The sequence below is a fragment of the Sphingobacterium sp. UBA5996 genome (assembly GCF_002429765.1).
In the GTDB taxonomy this organism is placed as follows: Bacteria; Bacteroidota; Bacteroidia; order Sphingobacteriales; family Sphingobacteriaceae; genus Sphingobacterium.
Map to the genome: position 1 here is coordinate 101,278 of NZ_DJAS01000022.1, position 25,059 is coordinate 126,336.

Sequence of the window (25,059 nt, forward strand, 5' to 3'; positions counted from 1 at the left end):
AATATGCCAGAAAATAACCTGCCCCATCTAGTGATAGATGGAAATTTTTATGATGCCAAAAATTATACCTCTACTATTCGAGGAGGACATACAGTTTTAGCTCGTAGCGAAATTAATCGTCAACAACATGGAAACTCCGTGGAAGTCAGATTTAATGAAGCTTTAGTCGATTTTCCCGAAGGGAAACAACCACAAGATTTCGTTTATCTTGTTTTTAAATCTGCTATAGGCTTTGAGCTGGATATTGATAAGTTCGACGATAAATCTAATTTCGGTATTGCATTCACGCGAATTTGCAAAGAAAGCGACGAATTTGGAAATCTCATCGAGTATCAAGAAGCGGGGATTTACTTAGACAAAAAATCGATTAAAGCCTTTTTAACTAAAATAGATAATTTCATAAAAAAAGATACTTGGCAGAGTATCAGAAAAGGAGACCCAAAGCCCCAAAACAATTCTCTCATTGCCAACATAGATGATATCAGAGCCGCTACGTTGAAGGCTTTTTGGCAAGAGCCCGAAATTGATTTTCTGACCTGGATATAGATGTTTGGTGGGAAGTCTGGCTTGATTACGACGGCAATAAGGAGCATACTAACCATTGCAAATCCTTAATGGAACAAAACGGCTTACAAATTGGTCGGCAGTGGAGCTATTTTCCAGAACACGCGGTCGGTTATATCAAAGGATCTGCTCGACAAATGAAAAGTCTTCTGTATTTGGAATGCCTAAGTGAATTACGCAAACCTCGAAATCTAGCAGATTTTTTCACTAACGCAGAACGTTTAGACCAAAATAACTGGATCAATGATCTTTTACCAAGGGTGACAAACAACTCACATGAACACCGTGTATCGGTCTGTTTATTAGACACGGGGGTCAATCACGGTAATCCTTTGCTTGCTCCTCATATTAAAAAGCGCAATCTTTTAACAGTTTTTCCTGATGGACATGTTGCAGATAGAACAAGCATTACAACTGGTCACGGAACACCAATGGCCGGTTTAGCACTTTATGGAGACTTGGCAGATGTATTAGGAACTAATCATTCTGTAAACATTTCCCATGAATTTGAGAGTGTAAGAATGATCGACCATACGAATCCGCACGATCCTCAAAATTATGGATTTGTAACGACAGAAGCTATTTCCACTGCTGAAGTTATGAATCCCCTTCATAAGCGAGCTATTTGCATGGCTGTTTCTACAGATCATTATCAACATTTTGGAACGCCATCATTATGGTCTGCAACAATTGATAAGCTCTCGTATGGTTCAGAAGAAATAAATGATAAAAACTTATTTATCGTCTCTTCTGGAAACTTATTAGACGAAGTTCGAAGTGGCTACCCACTTGTGAATGATGACCATAGTATAAATGACCCTGGACAGGCATTTAATGCCTTAACTGTGGGTGCTTATACACTGAAAGATAGCATAGATTTAACTATCCATCCCCAGTCGGAATTGCTTGCTAATCGTGGGGCAATGTCTCCTTGTAACACAACCTCAGTCAATTGGAAAAATGAATGGCCTAGAAAACCAGATATTGTGATGGAAGGTGGTAATCAGGCGCTACAATACGGAAGAGTGCTACGTCCTGATTCGCTACAACTGTTAAGCACGTCGCGCGGCACCACACTGAAATGGTTAACATCATTTGGTGACACCAGCGCTGCAACAGCACTAGCCAGTAGATTTGCTGCACAATTGTATATTGCCTATCCTAATTTTAGGCCGGAAACAATAAGAGCACTCATTGTCCATTCTGCGGACTGGACACCCGGCATGTTAAATAACAGAAACATCGGCCAATTATCAGCTGCCGAAAAAATGAGGCTGTTACAAACAGTAGGATATGGCGTACCGAATCTCACTAGAGCAATTAAAAGTGCATCTAATTCACTCACATTAATTTGCGAGGCAGAGCTGAAACCTTATAAGTTAAAGGGCTCGGATATCAAAACTGATAAATTCCATCTTTACGATCTACCGTGGCCAATAGATGCGCTGTCGGAGCTATTTAATACTCCAGTTAGAATGACAGTTACGCTTTCTTATTTCATAGAACCCAATCCAGGAAACAAAAGATATGCAAAAGCAAATAATTATATGTCGCATGCTTTAAGATTTAAAATGATTGATGTAAATGAGAGCATAAAGGCCTTCAAAAAAAGAATAAGCGCAGATGAAAGAGATGACGATTACCAAAAAGAAGGCCAGGAGAGGAACTGGTGGCTTGGAGAAAAGCTTCGAAATAAAGGTTCTGTCCACAAAGACATTTGGGAAGGTACAGCCGCAGACCTTGCAACCCGAAATGTTATTGCAATACATCCTACAACTTGCTGGTGGAAAACTCGCAAAAAACTAAAACGTTATGAAAATACAGTTCGGTATAGTCTAATCATTAGTATCACTTCACCTAATACTGAAATAGATATCTATACTCCTGTAAAAAATATGATCGAAGCTAAAGTAGCTATTCCTGTTGAAATTAGAGTTTAAACGTATAGAGGTAAGTGAATGGTTAAAAACATCAGGATCTGAAACCAGATACATAAATTAGGGGATTCGAAGTAAAAGAATCAAGAGCTCAACTATCAACATATAGATAAAGTATAATTAGATGATTTATATTAGCCAAATCCGAAATAAAAAACCTACAGAGGGCCGCGACCATTATCCGTATAATATCCCGTCATTGTCAGCACTGGATGAACTAAAATTTCGGAGTCCTGTGACCTTCATCGTAGGAGAAAATGGTAGAGGAAAATCAACACTAGTAGAAGCGATAGCCATCAATTCCGGCTTTAATCCTGAAGGTGGAAGCCGCAATTTTAATTTTAGCACCATGGATTCCCATTCTGCTTTATTTGAAGATATCCACGTGATACGTACGGCATACCGCAACAGGGATGGTTATTTTCTCAGGGCTGAAAGCTTTTATAATGTTGCCACAGCAGTAGATCAATATGAAGTTCAGAAATCCTATGATGGATCACTACACAAACGCTCTCATGGTGAAAGCTTTCTCTCGTTATTACATCACCGCCTCAACGGTAACGGACTCTATATCTTTGATGAGCCAGAATCTGCACTGTCTATCATAAGCCAGCTAAATATGTTGAGCCGAATAAGAGAGCTTGTAGAACTTAGATCGCAATTTATTATTGCAACACACTCCCCTATCCTGATGGCCTATCCCGAAGCTGACATCTATCAGGTAGCTGAAAATGGAATAAAGCTGATTGCATATCAGGATACCGAACAATACAAATTGATGAAGTATTTTATGAATAACCACGAACGGATGCTACCCGAATTGGGATTCGATTTTTAAATCAAACTAAATGGATGAAAAAAGTAAATGCAAAGAACTCATTGAGAAAATAGGTGTGTTATATAATCATTAATTTCATAATTGATACATAAAATATGGGGTATTTATTATAGTTTTATGGCTAGCTAGTTAATCTAAATTAAAGTCGGCAAGAAATATTTTTCAGCCAATATCAGCTTTAGAAATGAAACGTATAATAACAGTATTCTTAGTTTTTTTATCAATGCAGATTAATGCACAAGATCTTAAACACCTTAATGATGTCGCAAGTAACGACGGCATACCTCGTGGAAAAGCAATTATCTATGGTAATTTCATCCAACGATTAGGATTCAGCAGTGGAGGTTTTCCGCAGGACATACGTTTGATCAATACAGAAACAAAGGAGGTTTTTTCATTTAGAGTGAAGCCGACATTCAAATCATCAAAGGAAAATATCTTCATATATACCATTGAGCCGGGTAACTACGCTATTCTAAATTATTGGTGGACCAATAGTAAGTGGTATGGTGGCAAAATGTATACAGAGTATATTTTTAAGAATACGGATACAACAGATTGCTTTGAAGATAAAGTAAATGCTGGCCTGATAAATATAGATGAATTAGAACGCTTTACTTTTAAGATTACAGAAAACTCATTAAACTATCTGGGAACCTGGCATTTTAAAACCCCTCCTGTTTCATTCACGGATGACAAGGTCATACTCGACAAGAAAATGAAAGATAGGCACAAAGCCATTGACTTTTCACAAGCTAATCTAGTTATACCAAACTAATAAACTCAAATCAGGAATTGACAAAACATGTCATGTAAGAATCTCAAGCATTATAAAATATAACAACAAGACTCTTAGCGCATTGCAATATGAGAATCGAAAATAAAAGAGTTATTAATAGAATACAAATTAATAAGGCTATTATAGAGGATGATAAAAAAGGTTTAATCTTTACAGATTCAAACCTAAATATTCTAAATAATCTTGGTTTTGAAGAATTCCGCCTCTTAGATTTTGCCCCTAATGGCCATATTATACTTTTGAATTCCAAAAATTGGCTAACAATACGAAATGTAAATAAAACGACAATTACAGCTTTTGACATTGAGACTAAACAACAACTCTTTTCTACAGAAAAGTTCCTGGGATATAGAAGCATAATAGATAAATCATCTAACTATTTTTTACTTGAATATTATCGTGGACTATGTTGTGTAAATATTAAAAACGGTGAGGTAGTTTTCAAAAAAGATAAAGTCGACAAAAGTCTGTACAATGCAGATTTACACCTTAAAAGCAATATTATTTATATTCCAACAGAGAAAAAATCTATTTTGAGGTATCACTTTGACAATCACTGTTTCGATGAAATAAAACTTGAAAATGTAGGCGGTACGAGTTGGATCAAATTTGATAATACCCAAGCCTATTTATTGATAAGTGACAAAAAAAATTCATTGCACTGCTTTACACACGACAATGTGGTGAAACCGATATGGTCAATAAATTTTTCCAAATTTAAAAAAGATAATAGAATTTGGTGTTACAATATCATAACAACTAAGAGCAATTTAGGTTGTATTCATGGATTTATGCCTGAAAGTGGCCAAAATGCGTACGCAGGAGGTACATTATATATTTTCGATATCCTCTCAGGCGAAATAATTGACTCCTTAGATTATGCAAACATTCAGGAAAAAATAATCACCGATTTTCAAATAGATGAAATCATTATTGATGACTTGACGTCACTATCATTGAAAACTAAAACATTTCGACAGACACCGATGGCGTCATATCTACAATAGCGCTGAATAAATATGGATCATTTAGAACCTATACCATTATGGACATTGGTAGCTAACATCAAACAGGAAATTAGCTATGGTCAAGGGAAAATAGAAACCCGCTATGGCACGAAACAGTTTAGCCCGGGCACCAAAGTGTATATTATTGATTGGTATGCTGGGATGTGCCAAGATATTACCGTAATCGGATTGTCCAGAGATACGAAAAAATTAATTACCATTGTTATACGGGCAGAATGGATCGAAAACTTCCGCGTCAAGTTATGCTACAACCCTAAAGTATGCTCAAAAATAAAGACCTACTTTGATAAGGAGGAAACTGGAATGCAGCGGTATACAGAAAAATTTGTAAATGATATGTTTATCGGTATACCTCAATGGAATGAACCGCTCAGTTAGTTGACGGTGGATCATTGAATAAAATATAACAGCATCAATTCCTGTCGCTCTATAATCCATAATTTAAGATTGTCTTCTCTATATGTTAGAAGTGTTAGTTACTTCATTGAGATCTTACTATCCTAACCTCAATCCCAAAAGATACAATTCTGAATTTCTCCTCCAACAGTATCATAAATAAAAACGTGATGTATGAATTTAGTAAATTGCATTATGGAAAAGAAGACTTTTTGACATCATCTTTAAAATCATTTGCCCTATTTTATGAAAGTATACTTCTTAATACCCTTCTTATTTCTTGTTGTAGCTTGCCAAAGCTCCACTAAAAAAGCACCTAAGGCAAGAATGCCAGATAAACGCTTTGATTATTCTAAAGTTGAAAAAGACTATGCGGAAATACTAGAAGCGATATTTAACCATGACACTTACATCAATCGATTGATCATAACTGAAAAACCTGAGACTTATATTGAAAACAAATTTAAAAAAGATCTGATACATACGTCCTATAAGGAGGGTTATCCTCTGGGGGATGCTATTGGAATCCGGGAATTGTTTGACCATCTTGGTTATAACATGCAGGATTCAATCGGTTTCCTAAATCAGACAAGAGCCAGGGATACAGTCTTCATTCCCCAATCGATCACTCACAAGTATATGGTTAAAGACAGCAATAGATTGACTGAGGAAGAACGTTTCTTAACGAAACTGGTCTTCCACTTACCTATCCTGACACGTGACGGTCAAAAAGCCTTTGTATCCGTGGATCATATCTGCGGTGGATTATGTGGCCAGGGGTGGTATTTTATTCTTGAAAAAATAAAAGGCAAATGGAAGGTTGTTAAATATGAGGATACTTGGATAGCTTAAGACCAATAGCAACATTGGATGATCACGAACGCGGCTTGAATAGATTATTGGATTATGAAACGAACAGTATTTTCAATGGCGTATTAAAAAATACTATATGCTATTTTTACAGCAAATTTGTATTTTGTTGGACTTTGGTTTGCAAGAAAATTCGGCAATATACTTGACCTGCAAACTGTTGGTCAAGTAGTAAAAAAAATGACAAGGGAAAGCTATTTGAAATCTAGACGCAACCCAAGCACCTTTAATAAAAGCAAAATTGAAGAAATACTGGTTGATTTGTTCAGTAATGACTTGGGTATAGACAAAAGTAAACTAACAAGAGAGGCGAAACTCAGCTAAATTCCCAAGGAGGGTACAATATTTTCAACGCAATTATTATGAATAATTATCAATTATAGTCAAATTAAAATAAGGCTATTCTCTCTGCATGACCACTTGTTGCACAAAATTTTCTTTAAATTAGCTTTGTGGACAGAACAACAGATGTTATTATTATTAAGTCAATTGACCAACTTCCATCAGTAGATGAAATCAAATCCATTTCAAGAGAAAGAGCCCTAAAACTTATTTTTAAAGGAAAGATTAACAAACAGCGCGAACAAATTGGCCAATATCTTGATGATACTCTTTCTGGTTTTCAAGTCTTGATCCATAAGATCGACCCTGAACTAAACATTGTAAAACTCATTACGGATAAAGAAATTGAAGATCATCAAAACTTTTTTGAGCAATGTGCAAAAGATTACAGGCGACTAGGCAAACAATTAGTGTTTATGCTGGTTGACAAACTTGATTTAAATTTAAACAAGGATTTTCCACTGGATACTTTTAATGAGTTAAAGAGGGATGAACGACAGATCGGAAAAGTTGCAGAATGGAAATATTTTGTCCATGGTTTTCATTGTGGTTTTCAAAATATAATAACCGGGCAGTATATTGAAGTTCCGCTTGTCTTCGGGCTTGAGTTTGGGGATTTAGATCCGTATTTTTTTGTGAAGTTTATCCTATCTTCACCAGACTATCACCCACTATCAACTCCCCTCTTTGAAGAATATGCTGATGGGTTAAAAATAATAGAAAAAATGACCGCCTTAGGAAAGTTTGAAGAGATACCTTCTAATGTCCCTGGCCACACTGGCATTGCCGTCACAGATAGAGAGAAAGTTGAGATTAAATCTGACTTGGATTTAGAAAAAATATTCGTAAAACATATTGAGGAAATTAAGAAAAAATCCAAATTCAACCTTTGGAAATTTCTTAGTCTAAAAAGATGAGCCTAGCGATAACAGTCTTTCATCTATAGATTTATAATAATTATGACAGAATTACTGCCGTAGGGATATCTCCGTTTAATCAATAATACTAAATAATAGATGATTTATATTAGCCAAATCCGAAATAAGAAATCGCTGGAAGACCGTGGCAATTATCCATATAATATTCCATCATTGTCAGCACTGGATGAACTAAAGTTTCGGAGTCCAGTGACCTTCATTGTCGGAGAAAATGGTATCGGAAAATCGACTCTCGTAGAAGCTATAGCTATAAATGCAGGCTTTAATCCAGAAGGTGGAAGCCGTAATTTTAATTTTAGCACCATGGATTCTCATTCCGCTTTATTCGAAGATATCCAAGTGATACGTACGGCATACCGCAACAAAGATGGCTATTTTCTCAGGGCTGAAAGTTTTTATAATGTAGCCACCGCAGTAGATCAATATGAAGCTCAGAAATCCTATGGTGGATCACTACACAAACGTTCTCATGGTGAAAGCTTTCTCTCATTATTACATCATCGCCTAAACGGAAACGGACTCTATATCTTTGATGAGCCAGAGTCAGCACTATCTATCGTAAGCCAGTTAAACATGCTGAGCCGAATAAGAGAGCTTGTAGAACTTAGATCGCAATTTATTATTGCAACACACTCCCCTATTCTGATGGCCTATCCCGAAGCAGATATCTATCAGGTAACTGAAAATGGAATAAAATTAATTGCATATCAGGATACTGAACAGTATAAATTGATGAAGTATTTTATGAATAATCACGAACGAATGCTATCCGAATTGGGATTCGATTTGTAAATCAAACTAAATGGAAGACAAAAATAAATGCAAAGAACTCATTGGGGAACTATAAGACTTAATTAGGAAGAGAGAAACATTGGCCCTAAACTACCAGCAAGCACTGAGCCAAATTCTCAAAACATAAAGTTTTTAGGAAGTGGAGGTATACAGACAACACACAACTACATTTGTAATCTCGCCCTAAAATAGCTACTTAAATTTAGTTTAGTAAATTGAGGTAAGCGGAAAATAGTACACCGTCATCCCAGTTCCCAAGGACACAACCAAATAACCCCCAAATAAAAAGACAGAAAAAACGAAGGTTAATATGGAAAAAATCAAATAGCCGTCAAATAAAAATTTAATAATAACGGCTAGACAATTTTTGATTTATTTTAACTACTATTGTATTAGTCTTTAAAGTTAGCCGTGTTATAATATTTAATAAAAGTAAACCTAAAAGTTGATTTTATGAAAATTGATTGTATCTTTGAAATAGTCCAAGATTCCTTAGCTGCAATAAAGTATAAAGAAGATGAAAAAGATTGCTTTGATGACTGCTTTTCAAAATGGGACGATATCGAGTACTTAGAAGAGTTTTTTTATCAAAATGAAAGTGATCTCCAAGATGGATTTTGGAATTTAAGTTGCGAAGATGCCGTTAATAGAGTGCTAGATGAAGCCCAGGCTTTCAAAGACGATATTATTTATTATGCAGAAAAAGGAAATCTCGATAGCCATATTTTTGTACCGTTGCACAAAAATGATATAACCATAAAAAGATCGGAGTCTAAAGCGTATGGAAGTGATACCACAGCATCGATGCTAAGGCTATATGCTATTCGATTAGGTAAAAATAAATATGTAGTTACAGGTGGGGCAATAAAATTGACAAAACAATTGCAAGAAAGAGAACATACGGCACAAGAATTGAAGAAACTTAAATATGTAGCAGATTATTTAAAAAAATTGGGCATCGATGACGACACTGATTATGGGTATATAGAATTCGCAAATAAAAATTAAGACACAAATGGCAAATAATTTTGAAAAACTTCGAGAAGCTTTTGGCGGAATGCAGAAAAGTAATGCTGTTGATCGTTTTAAAAAGGAAAAAGCTGAACAAAGTATACACCGAAAATCTCAATTAATCGCGTTAAAGATTCTTAGAACTTTGCGCCAATTGGGTATATCCCAAAAAGAGTTTAGTGAAAAACTGGGAGTAAGTCAACAACAAGTGAGCAAATGGGTGAAAGGATCTGAAAATTTCACAATGGACACTATTGATAAAATAGAAAAAGTTCTTGGGATACAACTAATTGAAATCAAAAGTGATGACATTTTTATAAAAAAACTTAATATTAAAGCGGTTTGTTATAAAGAACATATAAGTTCATTGTGGGAGACTTTCGAATCGAATATTGTTGTAATACCTATACAACGTCCTGCAAAGAATTTATATGTATCCCACGCTTTAAAAAGCGCGCCAATAACAGAAACTTCTAAATATTGTAGTGAAGAACAATTTACATAGTTAGTCGTGGAAAAAAAATCTATTAGTATACATTTTAAGTTGCACAAGATTCAAACGCTGCAATTTGCAACTATCGGTGAAGCGCCTGATTTATCACCGACCTTACCTTCTCAACAGACAATAGAGGTGTTATTCGAAACTTATGAGAACACCAACCTAATTAGCTGTATAATGGATTACACAATTTTGGATAAAGAAAGACCATTTATTAAGATTAAAGTTTCTTGCGAGTTTGAGATGAATGGTGATGATTTGGAAAGTCTATCCGACAAGGATAAAAACCACATAACATTGCCGAGAAACTTTGCAAAACATCTTGCTGAAATAACTTTAGGAACCGCTCGTGGCATCCTCCATGAGAAAACTGCTGATACGCCATTTAACAAATATCTAGTTGGCGTCTTAGAGCTTAACACCATGTTTAAAGAAGATGTAGTAGTATAGTCAATAATTCAACTTATTACAAGAATATTATCATCTCCTCTCTCGAAAAATCACTTAGTTTTGGCCTACGAAAGATAAATTACATAATAGATCGATTTGAAAGATAGAGGTGTTCATTTCTAAATCATTCCAAAACTGAGGGAAAATTATTTAGTACCTAAATGCATACTTATTGCTTCTAATCAGGCAAAAGAAAATTAGTACTATATATTTTCCAAACTAGTATTCATCCGAATCTCGGGATAAATAAGAGGTAATAACCCAGCAAGCGACCATTTCGGTTTTCGTCCAAGATAAGCATTCAATTCTGGGGATATATCTTTATATAAATATTCATACATCCCTCCATTCTTCGCTATTCGATCTACTGTTTTACATTGATTGATAAATTTTTCCATAAATAAATTAGACCTTGTATGACCATTAGCCAACTGATCAAGATTTTTATGCAAGGCGTTCAATTCATACGCTTCTATTAGTTTTTCCATCAAATTTATGCAGGTATCAGCTTCATTTTTCATTCCTAAAAAATGTAAGATCTCAAACCGTAACACCAAACAATGAAACTGATTTCTACGATGCTGTAATTTATCATAAGTATCCAAAATTGGATCTAGATCATTTAATAAAAGAAGTAAAAAATCACGGTCCTCTATTCTTATATCAATGTTAATTGAGAGAGTTTCTTTATTCCAATTACTAAAGGAATGAAAATAGTATGTTTTCGTAAACTCCCACTCTATTTTCACACATAAAAGATTGCATACTGCTAAAAAATTGTGGTTCTCCTTCGCAAACTTCACTAGCTCTTTCAATTGATCGTTATATTGTTCATCCAGCTTCAACCATTCTGCTATAAGTAAGTCACGATAGGCGTCGACTTTTCTACCAATTGAAATTAAATAATTCCCAACCAGCTCGTACAATAATAATTTCGCTTCGGCTTTTAGCACATGAGCATAGGCAACAATCCGCATATCTGCGAACTGCGGATTATTGTCTAGAATTTTGATGACACTATCATAATACTTCCTTAACTGTTCCGCTCCAAATTCATTTCCTTCAAAACATTTGTTATAGAGATTTTCAAACTGTAAAGATGTTCCTACATTTTCATTCTCAACAACCCTTTCAATCTCTTTACTAAATTCATCTTTCCCTATTATCCCAAGTAAATACTTTGCCTGGATTAGCGTATATGTGACCATAGCCTGATCTTCTGGATGCAAACTATTTAAATCACTATAAGCCAGTTTAAGGAAGTTAATAGCTTTCAATAAATCATGTTGATGATAGTAGGCTATTCCACATACCATATTAAATGTTGCTGAAGCATTATCTCTCGGATGGGAGCGCTCTTCTATCTCAATAATCCTGTAGAATGCATGTTGATTCAGCAACTCATAGCCATAATTTTCAATAAACGCTATGTTTTGATCGATATTATATACCTCTTGAATATCATCGATAACAATACCTTTTAACTTTCCTCCTTCATTGTTATTTAATCGAAGATGCATTCCTACATTACGCTGTACATTACCAAAATCGAAAGCTTCCTTAAAAATCATATCAATCTTTGCATGATCAAGAGCTTGTCTGAATTTGACTTTGTATGTTTTGGGAGTTTTTTTTGAATTATACTTATCAAAAAAACTGCGGTATACCTCTCCGACTGATTCTATATAAAACTGATCTGCGGGATAATCATATAGAATATAATAGGAAGGAATTCCAAAATTTACTAAATAATTCAAATTACTTACTTCAATTGGGTATGTTATAGATCCATCTTTTAACTTTTTACTAGACTCAGTAGATTTCAGCTGTATGGCAAAACGAAAATTGGTATACACACCATTCTGCTTGATTTCACCTATAAAATCAATCCCTTTGTCTCGTTGACTCTCAGAACGAAGTTCAAATAATGAAGGATCAAATTTAAGCGACAACAGATTTCGAGAAATAGTTTCTAGCTACTCTTCTCGACTTGATTTAGGTAATGCAATATTATGGCTCATTCTTAAATTTAATGATTATCTATCGAGAAATCAAAAATGCAATTATAGCCTCAGAATTTTATAATACTCTACGGGATACCATAAAATAACCTCCTTATCTAACTGTATTTTAGATAAAAACATTTTTTATATGGAAACAATTAAAGCAATCAAACCGGGACCAAAGCGGAAGAAACAAGACGGCACACCCGACAGAAGACAACGGGTTACTCCCGAAACGAAACCCAAACATCAGGATCTGAAACCGCACAAACACAAACCTGGGGATTCGAAGTATAGGAATAAGGGCTAGTTATATTTTGATAACAGAGCCCTTATAATCTATACGAACCTTCATTTTCGTGCGTTGTTTTTTAATAAAATCAGTGCTATTCAATTACTGCCCCAACACCTACTCCATGATTGATAAATAGCATCGAATAACTTTCTTGTTTTAATATTTTCGTGAATTAGCTCTTCATGATAATCCAAATTAGAAGATGATAATTGTTCAATTTTAAATTTAATTTCCATTTTTATCGATATTCAAGCCGATCTAGCGACTTCATATTTCCTGCTTTATTTTTATGGTAATAAACAACCATTTTTCGCCGAAAGAGCAAAACCCGTCCATCTTCCCACACAACAGGCCACACACACGAATGTTGTTTGATAGCTTTTAATATGCCTATATGCTCTGGTTGCAGAGGCGCCATGGATTCGAGCATGGTAATCTGCCCATTTCCAAGTACAACAAATTGGACAGTGATTGAATCCAGACGCATTGCCCCTTTCAGTTTTCCTTTAGGCAGCCCCATAATAGCCGATAGTTTTTTTACATAAACTTCCTCCCCTCCTAAAGGACGGGGTTCTTCTTTCGCACGATGGTATATTCTCGTACCTATTGTATCAAAATCAGCTAAATAACAGGGTGCAGAAGGATCGAAAACACGTGGATACTTGAACATCAAATAGGTGTGCTGCGGTGAACGCCAACCCTTTTTTGTATAATAGCTAAACGGATAGCCATCGTCCACTAAATGCACAAAATAGCGTTCTCCTTCGGCAAAGCGGATCCGATCGACCTTAATCTGCTTAATACCCCTGGGATCGATATAATACAACAAAAAATTATGATGAATGGTAACGCCGGGATTCAACGGATTAAGATATCCACTATGCCAATGTACGGTAACCTGCTCAATAGGCAAGCCCGTATATCTCCTGATAAGTTCTGGCAAGGCAATACGGTCAGCAAAAAAATCTTCTTCAGTATCTACATGGATGGAACCCCTGTAGGATATACCATCTATCAGCGTATCCCGTGCTGATCGACGGATCTGCTTATAGTATTTTGCCTTTGATGCCCGAATTGTATAAGGACTGACCTGTATCGTATTGATAAAATACGCCGGATCGTCGGCATACTGATCAGAAGGTGATGGCGGATACCAGGGAGTATGGAAGTAGACAGCCCCCTGGTATCTGTTTTTTGCTGTAGTCGAATAAGGTAATGCCCTACCCAGCACTGCTCCGGGATAATTGACTAAATCTTCATGGCTGATGGTCCCACCATTTAAGATAAATTCATAATTTTCGAACGCGCCATAACTTTTGGGAAATAATAGCGAACTATCCCGCCCACTGGTATTTACCTGTTGAGATAATGTCCTAGATGCTAATAGCATAAATATAAAAACAAACAGGTAATAGGTAGTGTATATTATCTTCATGGGTTTATTTTTAATTCTCTTATACTATATGGAATTCCAATATGATCCAGGGATCGAATATTTCCCCGAGAATCCGTGCTGTATAAAATTTTCATTTTCACCCAAGCATATACTGGACGTCCTCCCATTATTGCGGGAGACCAAATGCAAGCATTATTTTTGATCGCCTTTAGTATATCTCCATGGCAGGCTCTTTCGGGGCTTAGGCTTTGTAGTCTTGAGAGCATTCCATTTTTGAGCACAACAAATTGTACTAGGATTGAATCCCTTATTGCGGTAGGCGCTTTCTCCGTAGATAATCCCATTGACGTAGCTAGTTTTTTCAAATAGACTTTATTACCCTTATAAGGCTGCGCAGAAATTTCGGTACTGGTAAAAATGGAATAACCGTCTTCGTCAAAATCAGGCAAGTAACAGGGGGATATTGTATCAACGGCCAGTGGATCACTAAAAATTAAATTTGCCTTGGCATTCCGCCATTTATACGTATTGTCGACGATATGAACAACATAACGTTCGCCTTCCGCAAAACGGACACGATCGATCTCTATGGTGCGAATGCCCGGGTTACCGATAGGATCCGTTTTGCCTAGGTTGTACGAATGGATTGGGAAACCTGCATCAATGATAGTACCAATATCGTCTTCATCGGTGTAACGATTACCTAGACCACGCCAATGGACGATGACCTTTTCGAGCGGCAAATGGGTATATTTTTCAATCAGTTCTGGCAGTAGAATACGATTCGCAAAAACGTCCTCATCAGTATCGATGTGAATGGAACCTTTGTATAATTTACCGTCTATTGTTGTGTCAGGTATTGTCTTGGAGATTTTATTGAATACTTCTATTTTGAGCAAACGAATACGATATGGGCTAACCTGTCTACCATTGACAAAATAGGCCGGATCATTGGCATAACGTACAGGGGGAGCATAGTATTCTTTGTTGTGGAAATAAACAGCTCCACTGTAATGGAGCCCTCCCAAACGGATAGGGTAAGGAAACACAGTATTCAATTTCGTGCCGGCATAATTGATCAAAGAATCCTGTTCAATAACATTTCCATTCAGTACAAATGCATAGTTTTCGAAATGCCCGTGTTTTGTTGGAAACAGACTGGCACTGTCCAGATTGGCGGAATAGAGAGACTGCGCTGACGCTCGAACCTCTAATAAAAGAACAAAAATAAATAATACATAACTTTTCATTTTCTATATTTTCTAACCAAAAAATTATCGATTAATATAATCCCTATATTCTTCCTGAATCATTCCTGCAGCAGTGTATTTATTAGGAGAGGCTTTGTAGGTCGCCTCTGCAAATTCTACCGCATCAGCAACTGAAGAAAAAGTATCTATCACGCCAAATGGCTCATCAGGATCAACCAACGAAAACGCATAGATGTCCAAGAAGTCTTCATTTCCCTCATTAAAGGATTCAAAATAGGCCACAGAAAAGCTTTCGTCGCTTTCCTTATCAATGCTTAACCATCTGAGTATGGTATGATCTGCTTCCTGAACAACACCCAACCATTGCTCCACTGATTTTCCTAATCTCAATCTGGATTGAATTTCATCTTTGTTTAGATACCGCATCATAAATTTATTGATACATCAGGTAACTGTATCAAAGGAGAAAAATCACCTTTGAAAATATCTAATTCATAAAAATTATCGTCAGTATCCACGATAACAGAGATAAGCAAATACATTCCGTCGACATCGTGAGAATCCATATCGGCTAGCACACCGCCAGAACGCCTATGATCCTCTCCTTCTATAATTACATGGAGGCTGCCCATTCCACCATCGTCCATTTCTTCAACAAACAAGTCTTCCAATGAAGCTATAATACCGGCTCCCTCTGGTGTATCTCGCACCAAATGGGAAATCAGCTTGATTTCCGCAGAGCGAAGTCTTCTTTTCATATTTCGCATAGTTCTATTGGCTTATCAAAGATTTATCTATATAAAGATCAATAATCACTTAAACAATTCAAACTTTTGCTATATTTATTTGCCAAGCCTTTTATGATGGACATAAACAGTATATAATAGGGGATTCGGACATTTACGAAGGGATTGTCGCTAGGTGTGAGCTATGAAAATTTTATACGTTATAGCGATGTATATTTTAATATCACACTGTTGCTATAGCGATTATCACCGCTTTTTCATCGTCATTTTCAACTGCTCTTTTTTATTTCTCTGCCTTTAATAGATGGCTCAGAATAAAAAAAGTAAGTACAAACATAATTGCCTGAATGATAAATACAGGGTAAAGTAGATCTCCTTCCGCATAGCGATATGCAAAACTTATAATTGATACCGGAAATGTAAATACCGTACCGACAACAAACCATTCGTTATAAAACGGATCACCAGTAAGAATCGAACATACCGACAAGGTACCTATTCCAACATAGGCCAAAGCAATAAAAAATGGTACTCGCTGTTCTTTGAAATACTTTATCATAAGTTTTCCTGTTATAAAAATGTGGCGCTATTATTTGCGTGCTAATTATCGAAGTGAAACGATGTGTGTAAATCCCACAAATAATCCATAATTTAAGGATTTTCTTCTCTACATGTTAAGAATCTCATATCTAAGATCAAGCAGTTGTTTATACAGGTCCTTGTAATCCTGAGATAAAAATGAATTATCAATCCATTTGAATGCCAACGGTTTATTTTTCAGAAAACGCCCGGCCATATTAGATATCTGTTTAGTATTCAATCCCATTGTTTTACCTAAATTTTCAAAATTCTGCCACTTAAGCTTTTTCTTTTTTCCTTCAAGAGTTAACGCAAGTTCTTCTGTATCGTCCGGATTTAATATTGTGACATTTAAAAGATCATAAGCAGGAGCTAGTTTCCAACTATTACCACCATCGATCATTGAAAAATTTTTCAGATGCATATCATTATTGCCCGTCAAAAAACTAAACACCGCCAATTCCAGAAAATAACTCTTATCTAACAGGGTGTTATCTGAATATTCATCTAGGGCCTTCCCTATTTTTTCCATGGAACTTTTATACTTATCGGAAGCGTCCGTAATCTGCAACATGTCCAGCATATGGATTTTTTCTCCGGTGTCTGTCCTATCTATCCGTTTGGTAATATAGGCCAATTCCCCGGAAGACATCCTTATCAGGCTTGATTTCACTACATTGATCCCGAATGCTTCGGCAATTCGCATTGTAACGTGTTCGTTCGCCGGCATTTCAGGGAAGATTTCGGAAGGTGGTTTGAAAATATAATTACCGCCCAAAGCTCCTATGACTGTCAAACGCCCTCTGTCAGGATCATTAAGTGTATCATTAACTACAGATAAAGACAATTTTGGTTGCACTCCTGGAACTGCGACACTTCTTTCGACAATATTCTTTGCTAGTTCCCCCATTTGTTCCATGGAATATTCAAAAACAGGTTGCTGTTTGGTCCCGAAAAATTCCAAGCTACAACTTTCATGAAAGTCACCTTCTGTCTCTGCATTTAATTCTCGATAACAGTATAAGCAATTTTTATTCTTCATTTTCATCATGTATTATTGGTTGCACACTTACCGCTCCTATGCAATTTTGGCAACAGGCTAAAAGCAATCCCATCCGGTCATTTCGATTCAGTTTCCAATTTTTGGAAGCAATATCTAATAACCAGCCTTCTGGAATCAGCCCTTCAAAAAAAGGAAATAATCTTTTATCAATATATGGTTTTTCTACAACCGGCATTGTGAAAGTCAGGAACTGATTTGGGTAATTCTTGATGTACATCTCATCATATTCAAAAATATATTGTCCTTCATTCGTTTCAGTAAGTTTACCAGCCAAATCATTTTTATAATATATATCTGCCCGCCTCATAATCTCTTTTATTTTCTGATTTCGTTATTTCTCTTGAGCTAACCGGTGCCAAAGTATGTCCAAACATCTTCAAAACTTGATTCACCTTTTCCAAATTTAGGTTTTCCTTTCCTTGCTCGATTTTCCGGACTACGGTTAATGCCACACCAGCTCGTTCAGCAAATTCTTCCTGTGTTAGGTTGACTTCTTTTCTCTTTGATTTTACAAAATCCGCTAATGTCATCATAATAATAAACTTTAAACAAATATATACATTTATATGCAAAAACATATAATATCACATAATACGATATAACTATATGCAAAAACGTATAAAACAAAAAAAGGCAACAATATTATATGTAAAAGCATACAAATAAGCAGACTATTTTAAAACTATATGCATTTACGTATAAAATGGAGATTTCGGATATTACTAAGTAAAAATTGATTTTTGAATTCTCAGCATAATATTCAAATGGAAAAAATCATCCGAATCGAATGGTCTTCGATTTTCGAAACTGGATAGGCAACGGTATCAAAATCTCCACTTGAGAGGATATCCAAACCGCCTGATAGTAAGCCTAGCTATGAAGCATTTGGTTTGCTTACGATAGCAAACATAGACTTTGGTATTTTTGTCAATAATACTAAGATAAAAGCTAGACTATTCAAGTACGATTATTCTGCAACGGAACAAGAATTTTCAAAGAAAGAAGATCGAGATCGGCTAAAGCGAGAGATAGAAGAAATGAAAAAACAAAAGAGGTAATAGCATCGTACCACCAAGTGTGTTAATTTTAGGACTGGAAGGTGCTATTCATCCGCGACTCTTTTATAACAATTTTGATTTGGGATATAACGGTATTGACTTTGGAATGAAAGAAAATTATCAAGGTTTTTTTACTTGGGATCCGATAAAGAAGGTCTCGAACTTTGTTTATGATGAGATTAGCATCCTACCTTTCCAAGATCTGGCGTTCTTAGGAAATCAATTGATCAACTATAAAACAAAAACACCAATAGGTCAACCCATCCAAGGCAACTATTGGCAATCTGATACGAAAAACAAGTTGATATATGCGATTACATGGGACCAACAATATACGACTTGGATCGTTTGTTATGACCTCAATGCAAAGAACTGTATCGAAGACCTTTCTTTTATGACACAGGTGGTTCAAGCTATGTGAAGTTAGCTGGAAATGGAAAATATATCGTTTATTACAATGGATATTCGGAAGAATTATTTCGGTTTTCAATAGATTCTTTCAAAGGCAAAACGAAGTTGGAGAATTGGGAATTGTAAGAAGGAAATAGTAAAACTACACTCGCTTCTCAGGTTAATGAAATGCTTTGATATAGTGCCCGGAGCTTTGTGATGACCTCAAAGCCCTAGACACAATTGATGTAATTTCCAAAGCACATTAGTAACTTTCCCGATCTGCAGGAGTAAGCAAGTTCTGGGGATTCAGCGAGCTATAAAACTTCAAAAAGATCTTTATACTTCATGGTTTTGTCGTGCATCGTCATGATAACTTCGCTTTTTCCTCTGGATGCAAATGCCGGTACGATAAATCGAAGTTCTTCAGAACTTCGAAAAACGCTGGTAGCATATGCTCCACCTATGGTCACATTTATTTGGCTGAGCCCCCGACCTTTAATCGTGACGACATCACCGGGATACCCTTTTAACGGACTAATACTAGTGACTTCAAAATTGCGAATATATAACTGCTGTTTTTGGGGTGAATAATAATTCTCATTATAATTGTAATTTACGCTATAACCGATCTGAATTTCTGTACTGCCAATGATATAACCTGGCAAAGCAAATTGTATTTTACCGTCTCGAGCAACAGGATACTCGTAAATTCCATTTCCGATAACCGAATAAGTCTGACCCTCGATGAAGTTGCCTGTAATCGTAAATGGCTCACCAACAAATTTTGTCAAATCTGCTGGTGTATTCCACTTCAAGGTCCTAACCTCTACTCGCTCCGTAGAACTGACTGAATAATAAGGGCTACTGTATCCAAAAGTGTAAACGCCATCTGGGACATCGCGTACGGTAAATGTCTCTATACTCCCGGTACTGCTATCAAAAGAATGGGCGATGCTATGTTTACCTAGATAATAACTAGCTTTTTCTGGATTCATGAGATAGGTATACATATCAATCCCATCGATCCTCATTAAGGAAGGAGAATGGATCACCTTTTTTGTAAAATGGATATTGCTACCAAGCGGTCTGATCAATTCAATGGAATCTTTGAAAATAACGGAATCCTTCCCATTATGGAAGCCCAATTGAAATTTGCCTCCTTTTAGGCTTTCAATTTCATATAAATTGACCTGGTGATAGCATTCAACTTTTTTTCCATTGATCAGCATATAAAATGGCGCCGACATAGGCATTCCATCCCATTTTATTGCGTTGCCCGTGATGGGTATAGGCTCGTTTAGATAAAACTTAGTTTTTACGGGTGGATTGGCTACACCTAAAACTTCAATGTTAGCTATTGTCCTATTGCTGGCAAAACCCGATTGATCTTTAACACGTAAAAAAACAGACACCTTATTTCCATGATAGAAGTTATCAGATTTTGGAAAAACAAAACTAAGGCTTTTTCGATCACTACCGACTTGATAGGGTATGACATGCTCACCCTGATTTTGGCTCTGATAATATAACTTTATATTTTCGGAGAGGAACTGAAAATCACCAGTAACGGTTACTTTATTGTTATTAGGCACAAGCTTATCTTCCAAAAGATTGATCTTAATTCCATCCACTTCAAACGTATTGGGCTCGCCACGATAGAAACCATTCTTTGTTTTGACATACAAAGTATACCGATAACGATCTCCCAACTCAAAATTACTGTTGTGCTGGTATTTCAATGTGACATTCCCGACTGTAGCTTTTTTTCCCAAGCTGACAACAGTTTCCTTCTCGCCGTTTGTGGTGGTTACCTTTTGGATTAAGAATCCGTAATCCTCCACAGGCATCCCGTTTAATCGAGCTATATGTCCATTTAAGGTAACCGTTTTATCTTCCAAATCACTGAATGTAGTGGTTTCCAGTTGAATGGGACTGTAATCGACAGGCTCGATGACTTCTTTCTTTTTGCACCCAACCAAAATGCTTAAACTGCTTATAGATAGCCAAAGCAAAAAAAATGCAACTATATATATAGACCTGGTCTTTTTCATAACTTATTTTTTGCGATTAAAGTATTTCAAGGTAATCACTAGCGAAAACGACGTTTTCAATGACATAATTAAAAAATCTGGCGTTCACCCGATATTTACCTTTTGGTAGATCATCCGGTACTTTAAACTGTATTTTATCGTTCTGGGATAGCGTATGTTGAATCTCCCTATCCGCGATTCGCACTTTGTATCCATTCAATCCATGTCCCTCAATCGTAATCAGGGTTCCTGCTGTAGCACGTAATGGAGAGACCGAATTGATTACAGTAGCCTTGACTTGCAATGGAATAGCATTGGAATAGTAATTTTTCTGTTGTCCCATCTCGCTGAGATATGTCACCTGAGCTTGATAATTTCCGGCTTTGGTAGCAGGTACTTCAAATATGATCTCACCCGACGTATTACAGGTTGAAAAATAGCTTTCTTGAGCCGGATCAATACGCAATCCATAAGACCGCCTTAGTATAAATGTACCTTTTAACTTTATTTTATCTCCAGCATAACATTCCGTATGACTGCTTGAACTGATATGTACGCTCTTTACTTTAATTTTATTGTTGCTTGTATAGCTGAAGAAACTATTTTTCATTTCCAAGGAGTACTCACCGTCTGGAATATCGTCTATGGCTAACTCCCCCTTTTTTGATGTATTATCCCGAAGTAAATAATAGGCTTTCTTATTTCCAACAGTAGCATAACCATAAAAATCAAATCGACCAGGATCTGGCCCTACTACTTCAAAATTAGTCCCCGGATGAACATACTCTGGGATCATCTTGAACTCATCGGGATCAGCTTCTTTAAGCTGCAAAGGCTGTGGAAAGGTGATCGTGTCGCGCCCATTCGTGTACCCTATCGGAAAAGTCTTACCCTTCTGACTTTTAACAAAGTCATAAAGTCTCAAGTAATTGGAGTACTTCAAAAAAACATTACCGACGAAAACTTGCAGCCTGGCATTGTCATTATATTCTCTTATAGATGAGGGTAACTGAAGATTTTCATCGACATAGTATGTATAGATCGCAGGGGGAACTAATGTCGCCAGAATAAAACCTTGAGCGACAATAACGCTTAATTGTCCGCCATTTTTTTCTTTGCCAATTAATCTAAAGGTCGCATTATTGCCCTGCTCTATTCCAGCCGGGACTTTGAAACGAATACTTTTGCCCGAATTGATAAGTTCAAATGGCACTTTCTGCTCTTCGGATGGTACGTAACCGTAGTATAAACCGTAATTTTTTTCAGCATCGCCAAACTCGCCATCAACAGTGATGATCTCCCCTACGACAACTGTGAGATCTTCCTTGGGCTTTACCCTAAGGCTACTTACCAAAAACCTAGCGGGTTGACTGTAATAAAGCCCTTTTTCCGTCCGAACAAAGTATTTACAAGTATAATAATCACCTTCTTTGTAATGCTCAGGGTCGGGAACTTTAAAAGTAATACGACCTGATTGTAAACTTGTGGTAATGGCATATTCCTTTTTTACGGGAGTCTCGTCGCTATATTTTTCAATTAAAAAGCCATGCGACTGAATGGCATCACTATTGTTCAAATATCTGACTTCAGCTGCTAGGATCAAATTATTGCCTGCATTACTCTCCGGTGTCAAAATGACGACCTCTGTGGGATTATTGTCGGGAGGTACTACGGTTTCTTCCTTTACACAGGAAACTGTTATAAATATAAGAATACTACATAGGAAAGCTATAGTCTGCCTCCTAGTAATTTGCTTAATTACATGATTACAATTCATCGGATCAAATAGGCTAAATCTCGTCTGCAAAATACAGACAATTCTACGATATAAAAAATTAATTGAATAAAAAAAGTAATGGATAGATTACTTCGAAAGAAAAATAAGGACAAACCGTTAGATATTTAAACTTTCTCTATATTAGCTTTGTATAGAAAACCGTTGAAAGCAATCACAAAATAATCGATAATTATACGGAACTTGTTTTAAATTAACTTAATTAAAAAAATATTACCATCGATTTAAAAAAATGATTCCAGAAACTTTCTTTTCGTCTGATTTGATCCTTGAAAACGATACAGTTCTATTACGTCCTTCGACTATGGACGATCTTTACAGCATAGAAACGATAAGCTATAACAAAGCATTGGGTGAATTTGGAGCGCGAGTCAAGAACAGAAATTATTTAATTGATCATTTTAACTTCTTCCTAAGTGCAAAAGGAGCTAAAGAACTTTATCCGCTAATAATCATCGGCAAGAAAGATAATGTAAACGGCAGGTCAAGTGGCGAAAGCATTTAGGGTGAAGCCAACATTCAAATCATCAAAGGAAAACACCTTCATATATACCATTGAGCCGGGTAACTACGCTATTCTAAACTATTGGTGGACCAATAGTAAGTGGTATGGTGGCAAAATGTATACAGAATATATTTTCAAGAATACGGATACAACAGATGGTTTTGAAGATAAAGTAAATGCTGGCCTGATAAGTATAGACAAATTAGAACGCTTTACTTTTAAGATTACAGAAAACTCATTAAACTATCTGGGAACCTGGCATTTTAAAACCCCTCCTGTTTCATTCACGAACGATAAGGTCATACTCGACAAGAAAATGAAAGATAGGTACAAAAACATTGACTTTTCCAAAGCTAATGTAGTTATGCCGAGCTAACAAGCTCAAATCAGGAAATGATAAAACATGTAGTATAAGAATCTCACGTTATTAAAAAAATAAATAATACTGGAGCCCAAGCCCATCATAATATGAGAATTGATATGGATCATTTAGAATCGATACCCTATAAACATCGGCCCATGTATTACTATTTTTTTTAGTATATTTACTCGCTTAAAATAAAATCTGTAATAGCCAATTATTCCGTCTATTTTTTTCAAACTGACGAAGAATAACTATCAAATCTAAATATATGGCAAAGAATAAAAAGATTAATGTACAGGGAAAGGAAATAACAATCATCCTCGACAATGGAAAAGAGTTTATTTCACTTACTGATATGCTAAAAGCTAAAGATGGAGACTTTTTCATTTCTGACTGGCTTCGAAACAGAAACACAGTTGAATATCTGGGTATTTGGGAAAGCATTTATAACCCTCTTTTTAATTATGGCGAATTCGCCATAATTAAAAGTCAAGCCGGACTTAACAGTTATAAAATCAGTGTTAAAGATTGGGTTAAGAAGACAAATGCTATCGGCTTAAAAGCGACCGCAGGAAGATATGGGGGGACATATGCGCATCCTGATATAGCTTTTGAATTCGGCATGTGGATTAGCCCACATTTTAAAATTTACTTAATCAAAGAATTTCAGCGTCTAAAAGATGAAGAAAATGATCGTTTGAAATTGAACTGGGATTTACAAAGGACACTAGCCAAAGTAAATTATCACATCCATACTGATGCAATAAAGGAAAACCTCATTCCAGCTGAAATTACCAAGCAGCAAGCGAATTTCGTTTATGCGAGCGAAGCCGATATACTGAATGTCGCACTATTTGGTATGACAGCCAAACAATGGAGAGATACTAATCCTGACAAAAAGGGCAATATTCGAGACTACGCAATTATAGAACAGTTGGTCGTGCTAAGCAACATGGAAAGTATAAATGCGTTGCTGATCCAACAAGGCCTACCACAAAATGAAAGACTTATACAACTGAACAAAGTAGCGGTAACCCAAATGAAGTCGCTCGTAGAAAATAAGGCTGTTAAAAAATTGAAATAGAAAATCACACGTATTTTTAGAGAAAGGTTCTACAATGATTAAAACTTGTCCATACTTAAAAAAAATAGCTTCA

28 protein-coding genes are annotated in these 25,059 nt (G+C 36.1%); 17 read left to right on the forward strand and 11 right to left on the reverse strand.

The window, feature by feature from the left end:
* Positions 1 to 3 precede the first annotated feature (3 nt).
* The 12 genes from B3E00_RS16810 to B3E00_RS16865 all read left to right on the forward strand — a co-directional run bounded on the left by B3E00_RS16810 (position 4) and on the right by B3E00_RS16865 (position 10,464).
* Positions 4 to 546 (forward strand): hypothetical protein, encoded by a 543-nt coding sequence (locus B3E00_RS16810; protein ID WP_293939398.1) that lies wholly within the window; start codon positions 4 to 6, stop codon positions 544 to 546.
* A gap of 68 nt (positions 547 to 614) precedes the next feature.
* Positions 615 to 2,504, forward strand: coding sequence for a S8 family peptidase (locus B3E00_RS16815; RefSeq protein WP_293939400.1), 1,890 nt, complete (start codon positions 615 to 617; stop codon positions 2,502 to 2,504).
* A gap of 121 nt (positions 2,505 to 2,625) precedes the next feature.
* The gene (locus tag B3E00_RS16820; RefSeq protein WP_293939401.1) at positions 2,626 to 3,339 is read left to right on the forward strand and encodes an AAA family ATPase; all 714 of its coding nucleotides are present in this window, start codon (positions 2,626 to 2,628) and stop codon (positions 3,337 to 3,339) included.
* A 184-nt stretch (positions 3,340 to 3,523) separates the two neighbouring features.
* On the forward strand, positions 3,524 to 4,117 hold the full coding sequence (locus tag B3E00_RS16825) for a hypothetical protein (RefSeq protein ID WP_293939402.1): 594 nt from the start codon (positions 3,524 to 3,526) through the stop codon (positions 4,115 to 4,117).
* Positions 4,118 to 4,206: 89 nt separating this feature from the next.
* Complete coding sequence (locus B3E00_RS16830) at positions 4,207 to 5,145, forward strand: hypothetical protein (RefSeq protein ID WP_293939404.1); 939 nt, start codon at positions 4,207 to 4,209, stop codon at positions 5,143 to 5,145.
* A gap of 12 nt (positions 5,146 to 5,157) precedes the next feature.
* Positions 5,158 to 5,544, forward strand: coding sequence for a hypothetical protein (locus tag B3E00_RS16835; protein WP_286710021.1), 387 nt, complete (start codon positions 5,158 to 5,160; stop codon positions 5,542 to 5,544).
* A gap of 345 nt (positions 5,545 to 5,889) precedes the next feature.
* Positions 5,890 to 6,414: a hypothetical protein gene (locus B3E00_RS16840; RefSeq protein WP_293939407.1), complete on the forward strand. Its 525-nt coding sequence runs from the start codon at positions 5,890 to 5,892 to the stop codon at positions 6,412 to 6,414.
* Positions 6,415 to 6,884: 470 nt separating this feature from the next.
* Entirely contained in the window at positions 6,885 to 7,691 is an 807-nt protein-coding gene (locus tag B3E00_RS16845) for a DUF6896 domain-containing protein (RefSeq protein WP_293939409.1), read from the forward strand.
* A 99-nt stretch (positions 7,692 to 7,790) separates the two neighbouring features.
* Positions 7,791 to 8,504 carry an AAA family ATPase gene (locus B3E00_RS16850; RefSeq protein WP_293939411.1) on the forward strand — a complete coding sequence of 238 codons (714 nt, stop codon included), beginning with the start codon at positions 7,791 to 7,793 and terminating at the stop codon, positions 8,502 to 8,504.
* Positions 8,505 to 8,957: 453 nt separating this feature from the next.
* The gene (locus tag B3E00_RS16855) at positions 8,958 to 9,512 is read left to right on the forward strand and encodes a hypothetical protein (RefSeq protein WP_293939413.1); all 555 of its coding nucleotides are present in this window, start codon (positions 8,958 to 8,960) and stop codon (positions 9,510 to 9,512) included.
* Positions 9,513 to 9,519: 7 nt separating this feature from the next.
* Positions 9,520 to 10,020, forward strand: coding sequence for a helix-turn-helix domain-containing protein (locus B3E00_RS16860; protein ID WP_293939415.1), 501 nt, complete (start codon positions 9,520 to 9,522; stop codon positions 10,018 to 10,020).
* Between the two features lie 6 nt (positions 10,021 to 10,026).
* On the forward strand, positions 10,027 to 10,464 hold the full coding sequence (locus B3E00_RS16865; protein WP_293939416.1) for a hypothetical protein: 438 nt from the start codon (positions 10,027 to 10,029) through the stop codon (positions 10,462 to 10,464).
* A 203-nt stretch (positions 10,465 to 10,667) separates the two neighbouring features.
* Here the strand turns inward: B3E00_RS16865 and B3E00_RS16870 are convergent, their stop codons facing one another.
* Positions 10,668 to 12,431, reverse strand: coding sequence for a DUF4365 domain-containing protein (locus tag B3E00_RS16870; protein WP_293939438.1), 1,764 nt, complete (start codon positions 12,429 to 12,431; stop codon positions 10,668 to 10,670).
* A 184-nt stretch (positions 12,432 to 12,615) separates the two neighbouring features.
* Between B3E00_RS16870 and B3E00_RS16875 the strand changes: the two genes are divergently transcribed.
* Positions 12,616 to 12,777 carry a hypothetical protein gene (locus B3E00_RS16875; RefSeq protein ID WP_293939417.1) on the forward strand — a complete coding sequence of 54 codons (162 nt, stop codon included), beginning with the start codon at positions 12,616 to 12,618 and terminating at the stop codon, positions 12,775 to 12,777.
* Positions 12,778 to 13,000: 223 nt separating this feature from the next.
* Here B3E00_RS16875 and B3E00_RS16880 read toward each other — a convergent pair whose 3' ends face one another.
* The 8 genes from B3E00_RS16880 to B3E00_RS16915 form a co-directional block, all read right to left on the reverse strand.
* Positions 13,001 to 14,197 (reverse strand): hypothetical protein, encoded by a 1,197-nt coding sequence (locus B3E00_RS16880; protein WP_293939418.1) that lies wholly within the window; start codon positions 14,195 to 14,197, stop codon positions 13,001 to 13,003.
* Positions 14,194 to 15,408: a hypothetical protein gene (locus tag B3E00_RS16885; RefSeq protein ID WP_293939419.1), complete on the reverse strand. Its 1,215-nt coding sequence runs from the start codon at positions 15,406 to 15,408 to the stop codon at positions 14,194 to 14,196. Before B3E00_RS16885 ends, B3E00_RS16880 begins: the two co-directional genes overlap by 4 nt.
* A 24-nt stretch (positions 15,409 to 15,432) precedes the next feature.
* Complete coding sequence (locus B3E00_RS16890; RefSeq protein WP_293939420.1) at positions 15,433 to 15,798, reverse strand: hypothetical protein; 366 nt, start codon at positions 15,796 to 15,798, stop codon at positions 15,433 to 15,435.
* Positions 15,795 to 16,127 (reverse strand): DUF6984 family protein, encoded by a 333-nt coding sequence (locus B3E00_RS16895; protein WP_293939421.1) that lies wholly within the window; start codon positions 16,125 to 16,127, stop codon positions 15,795 to 15,797. Before B3E00_RS16895 ends, B3E00_RS16890 begins: the two co-directional genes overlap by 4 nt.
* Before the next feature lie 271 nt (positions 16,128 to 16,398).
* Positions 16,399 to 16,674 carry a hypothetical protein gene (locus B3E00_RS16900; protein WP_293884901.1) on the reverse strand — a complete coding sequence of 92 codons (276 nt, stop codon included), beginning with the start codon at positions 16,672 to 16,674 and terminating at the stop codon, positions 16,399 to 16,401.
* A 108-nt stretch (positions 16,675 to 16,782) separates the two neighbouring features.
* Positions 16,783 to 17,736, reverse strand: a complete 954-nt coding sequence (locus tag B3E00_RS16905; RefSeq protein ID WP_293939423.1) for a HipA domain-containing protein — start codon at positions 17,734 to 17,736, stop codon at positions 16,783 to 16,785.
* Positions 17,726 to 18,064, reverse strand: a complete 339-nt coding sequence (locus tag B3E00_RS16910; RefSeq protein ID WP_293884899.1) for a HipA N-terminal domain-containing protein — start codon at positions 18,062 to 18,064, stop codon at positions 17,726 to 17,728. Before B3E00_RS16910 ends, B3E00_RS16905 begins: the two co-directional genes overlap by 11 nt.
* The gene (locus tag B3E00_RS16915) at positions 18,039 to 18,290 is read right to left on the reverse strand and encodes a type II toxin-antitoxin system Y4mF family antitoxin (RefSeq protein WP_293884898.1); all 252 of its coding nucleotides are present in this window, start codon (positions 18,288 to 18,290) and stop codon (positions 18,039 to 18,041) included. Before B3E00_RS16915 ends, B3E00_RS16910 begins: the two co-directional genes overlap by 26 nt.
* A gap of 544 nt (positions 18,291 to 18,834) precedes the next feature.
* On the opposite strand from B3E00_RS16915, the gene B3E00_RS16920 reads away from it, so the two are divergent.
* The gene (locus tag B3E00_RS16920) at positions 18,835 to 19,236 is read left to right on the forward strand and encodes a hypothetical protein (RefSeq protein WP_293939425.1); all 402 of its coding nucleotides are present in this window, start codon (positions 18,835 to 18,837) and stop codon (positions 19,234 to 19,236) included.
* A gap of 286 nt (positions 19,237 to 19,522) precedes the next feature.
* On the opposite strand, the gene B3E00_RS16925 is transcribed toward B3E00_RS16920, so the two are convergent.
* Complete coding sequence (locus B3E00_RS16925) at positions 19,523 to 21,259, reverse strand: IPT/TIG domain-containing protein (RefSeq protein ID WP_293939426.1); 1,737 nt, start codon at positions 21,257 to 21,259, stop codon at positions 19,523 to 19,525.
* Positions 21,260 to 21,275: 16 nt separating this feature from the next.
* Positions 21,276 to 23,015 (reverse strand): IPT/TIG domain-containing protein, encoded by a 1,740-nt coding sequence (locus B3E00_RS16930; protein WP_293939428.1) that lies wholly within the window; start codon positions 23,013 to 23,015, stop codon positions 21,276 to 21,278.
* A 250-nt stretch (positions 23,016 to 23,265) separates the two neighbouring features.
* On the opposite strand from B3E00_RS16930, the gene B3E00_RS16935 reads away from it, so the two are divergent.
* From B3E00_RS16935 to B3E00_RS16945, 3 genes are all read left to right on the forward strand, one after another.
* On the forward strand, positions 23,266 to 23,538 hold the full coding sequence (locus B3E00_RS16935; protein WP_293884893.1) for a hypothetical protein: 273 nt from the start codon (positions 23,266 to 23,268) through the stop codon (positions 23,536 to 23,538).
* Positions 23,522 to 23,914 carry a hypothetical protein gene (locus B3E00_RS16940; protein ID WP_293884892.1) on the forward strand — a complete coding sequence of 131 codons (393 nt, stop codon included), beginning with the start codon at positions 23,522 to 23,524 and terminating at the stop codon, positions 23,912 to 23,914. The genes B3E00_RS16935 and B3E00_RS16940 overlap by 17 nt, the downstream gene beginning before the upstream one ends.
* Before the next feature lie 256 nt (positions 23,915 to 24,170).
* Positions 24,171 to 24,986 carry a KilA-N domain-containing protein gene (locus B3E00_RS16945; protein ID WP_293884891.1) on the forward strand — a complete coding sequence of 272 codons (816 nt, stop codon included), beginning with the start codon at positions 24,171 to 24,173 and terminating at the stop codon, positions 24,984 to 24,986.
* Positions 24,987 to 25,059 lie beyond the last annotated feature (73 nt).

Coding starts and splice junctions, on each gene's coding strand:
- B3E00_RS16810 (WP_293939398.1), top strand. CDS start 4: ATGCCAGAAAATAACCTGCCCCATCTAGTGATAGATGGAAATTTTTAT.
- B3E00_RS16815 (WP_293939400.1), top strand. CDS start 615: ATGGAACAAAACGGCTTACAAATTGGTCGGCAGTGGAGCTATTTTCCA.
- B3E00_RS16820 (WP_293939401.1), top strand. CDS start 2,626: ATGATTTATATTAGCCAAATCCGAAATAAAAAACCTACAGAGGGCCGC.
- B3E00_RS16825 (WP_293939402.1), top strand. CDS start 3,524: ATGAAACGTATAATAACAGTATTCTTAGTTTTTTTATCAATGCAGATT.
- B3E00_RS16830 (WP_293939404.1), top strand. CDS start 4,207: ATGAGAATCGAAAATAAAAGAGTTATTAATAGAATACAAATTAATAAG.
- B3E00_RS16835 (WP_286710021.1), top strand. CDS start 5,158: ATGGATCATTTAGAACCTATACCATTATGGACATTGGTAGCTAACATC.
- B3E00_RS16840 (WP_293939407.1), top strand. CDS start 5,890: ATGCCAGATAAACGCTTTGATTATTCTAAAGTTGAAAAAGACTATGCG.
- B3E00_RS16850 (WP_293939411.1), top strand. CDS start 7,791: ATGATTTATATTAGCCAAATCCGAAATAAGAAATCGCTGGAAGACCGT.
- B3E00_RS16855 (WP_293939413.1), top strand. CDS start 8,958: ATGAAAATTGATTGTATCTTTGAAATAGTCCAAGATTCCTTAGCTGCA.
- B3E00_RS16860 (WP_293939415.1), top strand. CDS start 9,520: ATGGCAAATAATTTTGAAAAACTTCGAGAAGCTTTTGGCGGAATGCAG.
- B3E00_RS16875 (WP_293939417.1), top strand. CDS start 12,616: ATGGAAACAATTAAAGCAATCAAACCGGGACCAAAGCGGAAGAAACAA.
- B3E00_RS16880 (WP_293939418.1), bottom strand. CDS start 14,197: ATGAAGATAATATACACTACCTATTACCTGTTTGTTTTTATATTTATG.
- B3E00_RS16885 (WP_293939419.1), bottom strand. CDS start 15,408: ATGAAAAGTTATGTATTATTTATTTTTGTTCTTTTATTAGAGGTTCGA.
- B3E00_RS16890 (WP_293939420.1), bottom strand. CDS start 15,798: ATGATGCGGTATCTAAACAAAGATGAAATTCAATCCAGATTGAGATTA.
- B3E00_RS16895 (WP_293939421.1), bottom strand. CDS start 16,127: ATGAAAAGAAGACTTCGCTCTGCGGAAATCAAGCTGATTTCCCATTTG.
- B3E00_RS16900 (WP_293884901.1), bottom strand. CDS start 16,674: ATGATAAAGTATTTCAAAGAACAGCGAGTACCATTTTTTATTGCTTTG.
- B3E00_RS16905 (WP_293939423.1), bottom strand. CDS start 17,736: ATGAAGAATAAAAATTGCTTATACTGTTATCGAGAATTAAATGCAGAG.
- B3E00_RS16910 (WP_293884899.1), bottom strand. CDS start 18,064: ATGAGGCGGGCAGATATATATTATAAAAATGATTTGGCTGGTAAACTT.
- B3E00_RS16915 (WP_293884898.1), bottom strand. CDS start 18,290: ATGATGACATTAGCGGATTTTGTAAAATCAAAGAGAAAAGAAGTCAAC.
- B3E00_RS16925 (WP_293939426.1), bottom strand. CDS start 21,259: ATGAAAAAGACCAGGTCTATATATATAGTTGCATTTTTTTTGCTTTGG.
- B3E00_RS16930 (WP_293939428.1), bottom strand. CDS start 23,015: ATGAATTGTAATCATGTAATTAAGCAAATTACTAGGAGGCAGACTATA.
- B3E00_RS16935 (WP_293884893.1), top strand. CDS start 23,266: ATGATTCCAGAAACTTTCTTTTCGTCTGATTTGATCCTTGAAAACGAT.
- B3E00_RS16945 (WP_293884891.1), top strand. CDS start 24,171: ATGGCAAAGAATAAAAAGATTAATGTACAGGGAAAGGAAATAACAATC.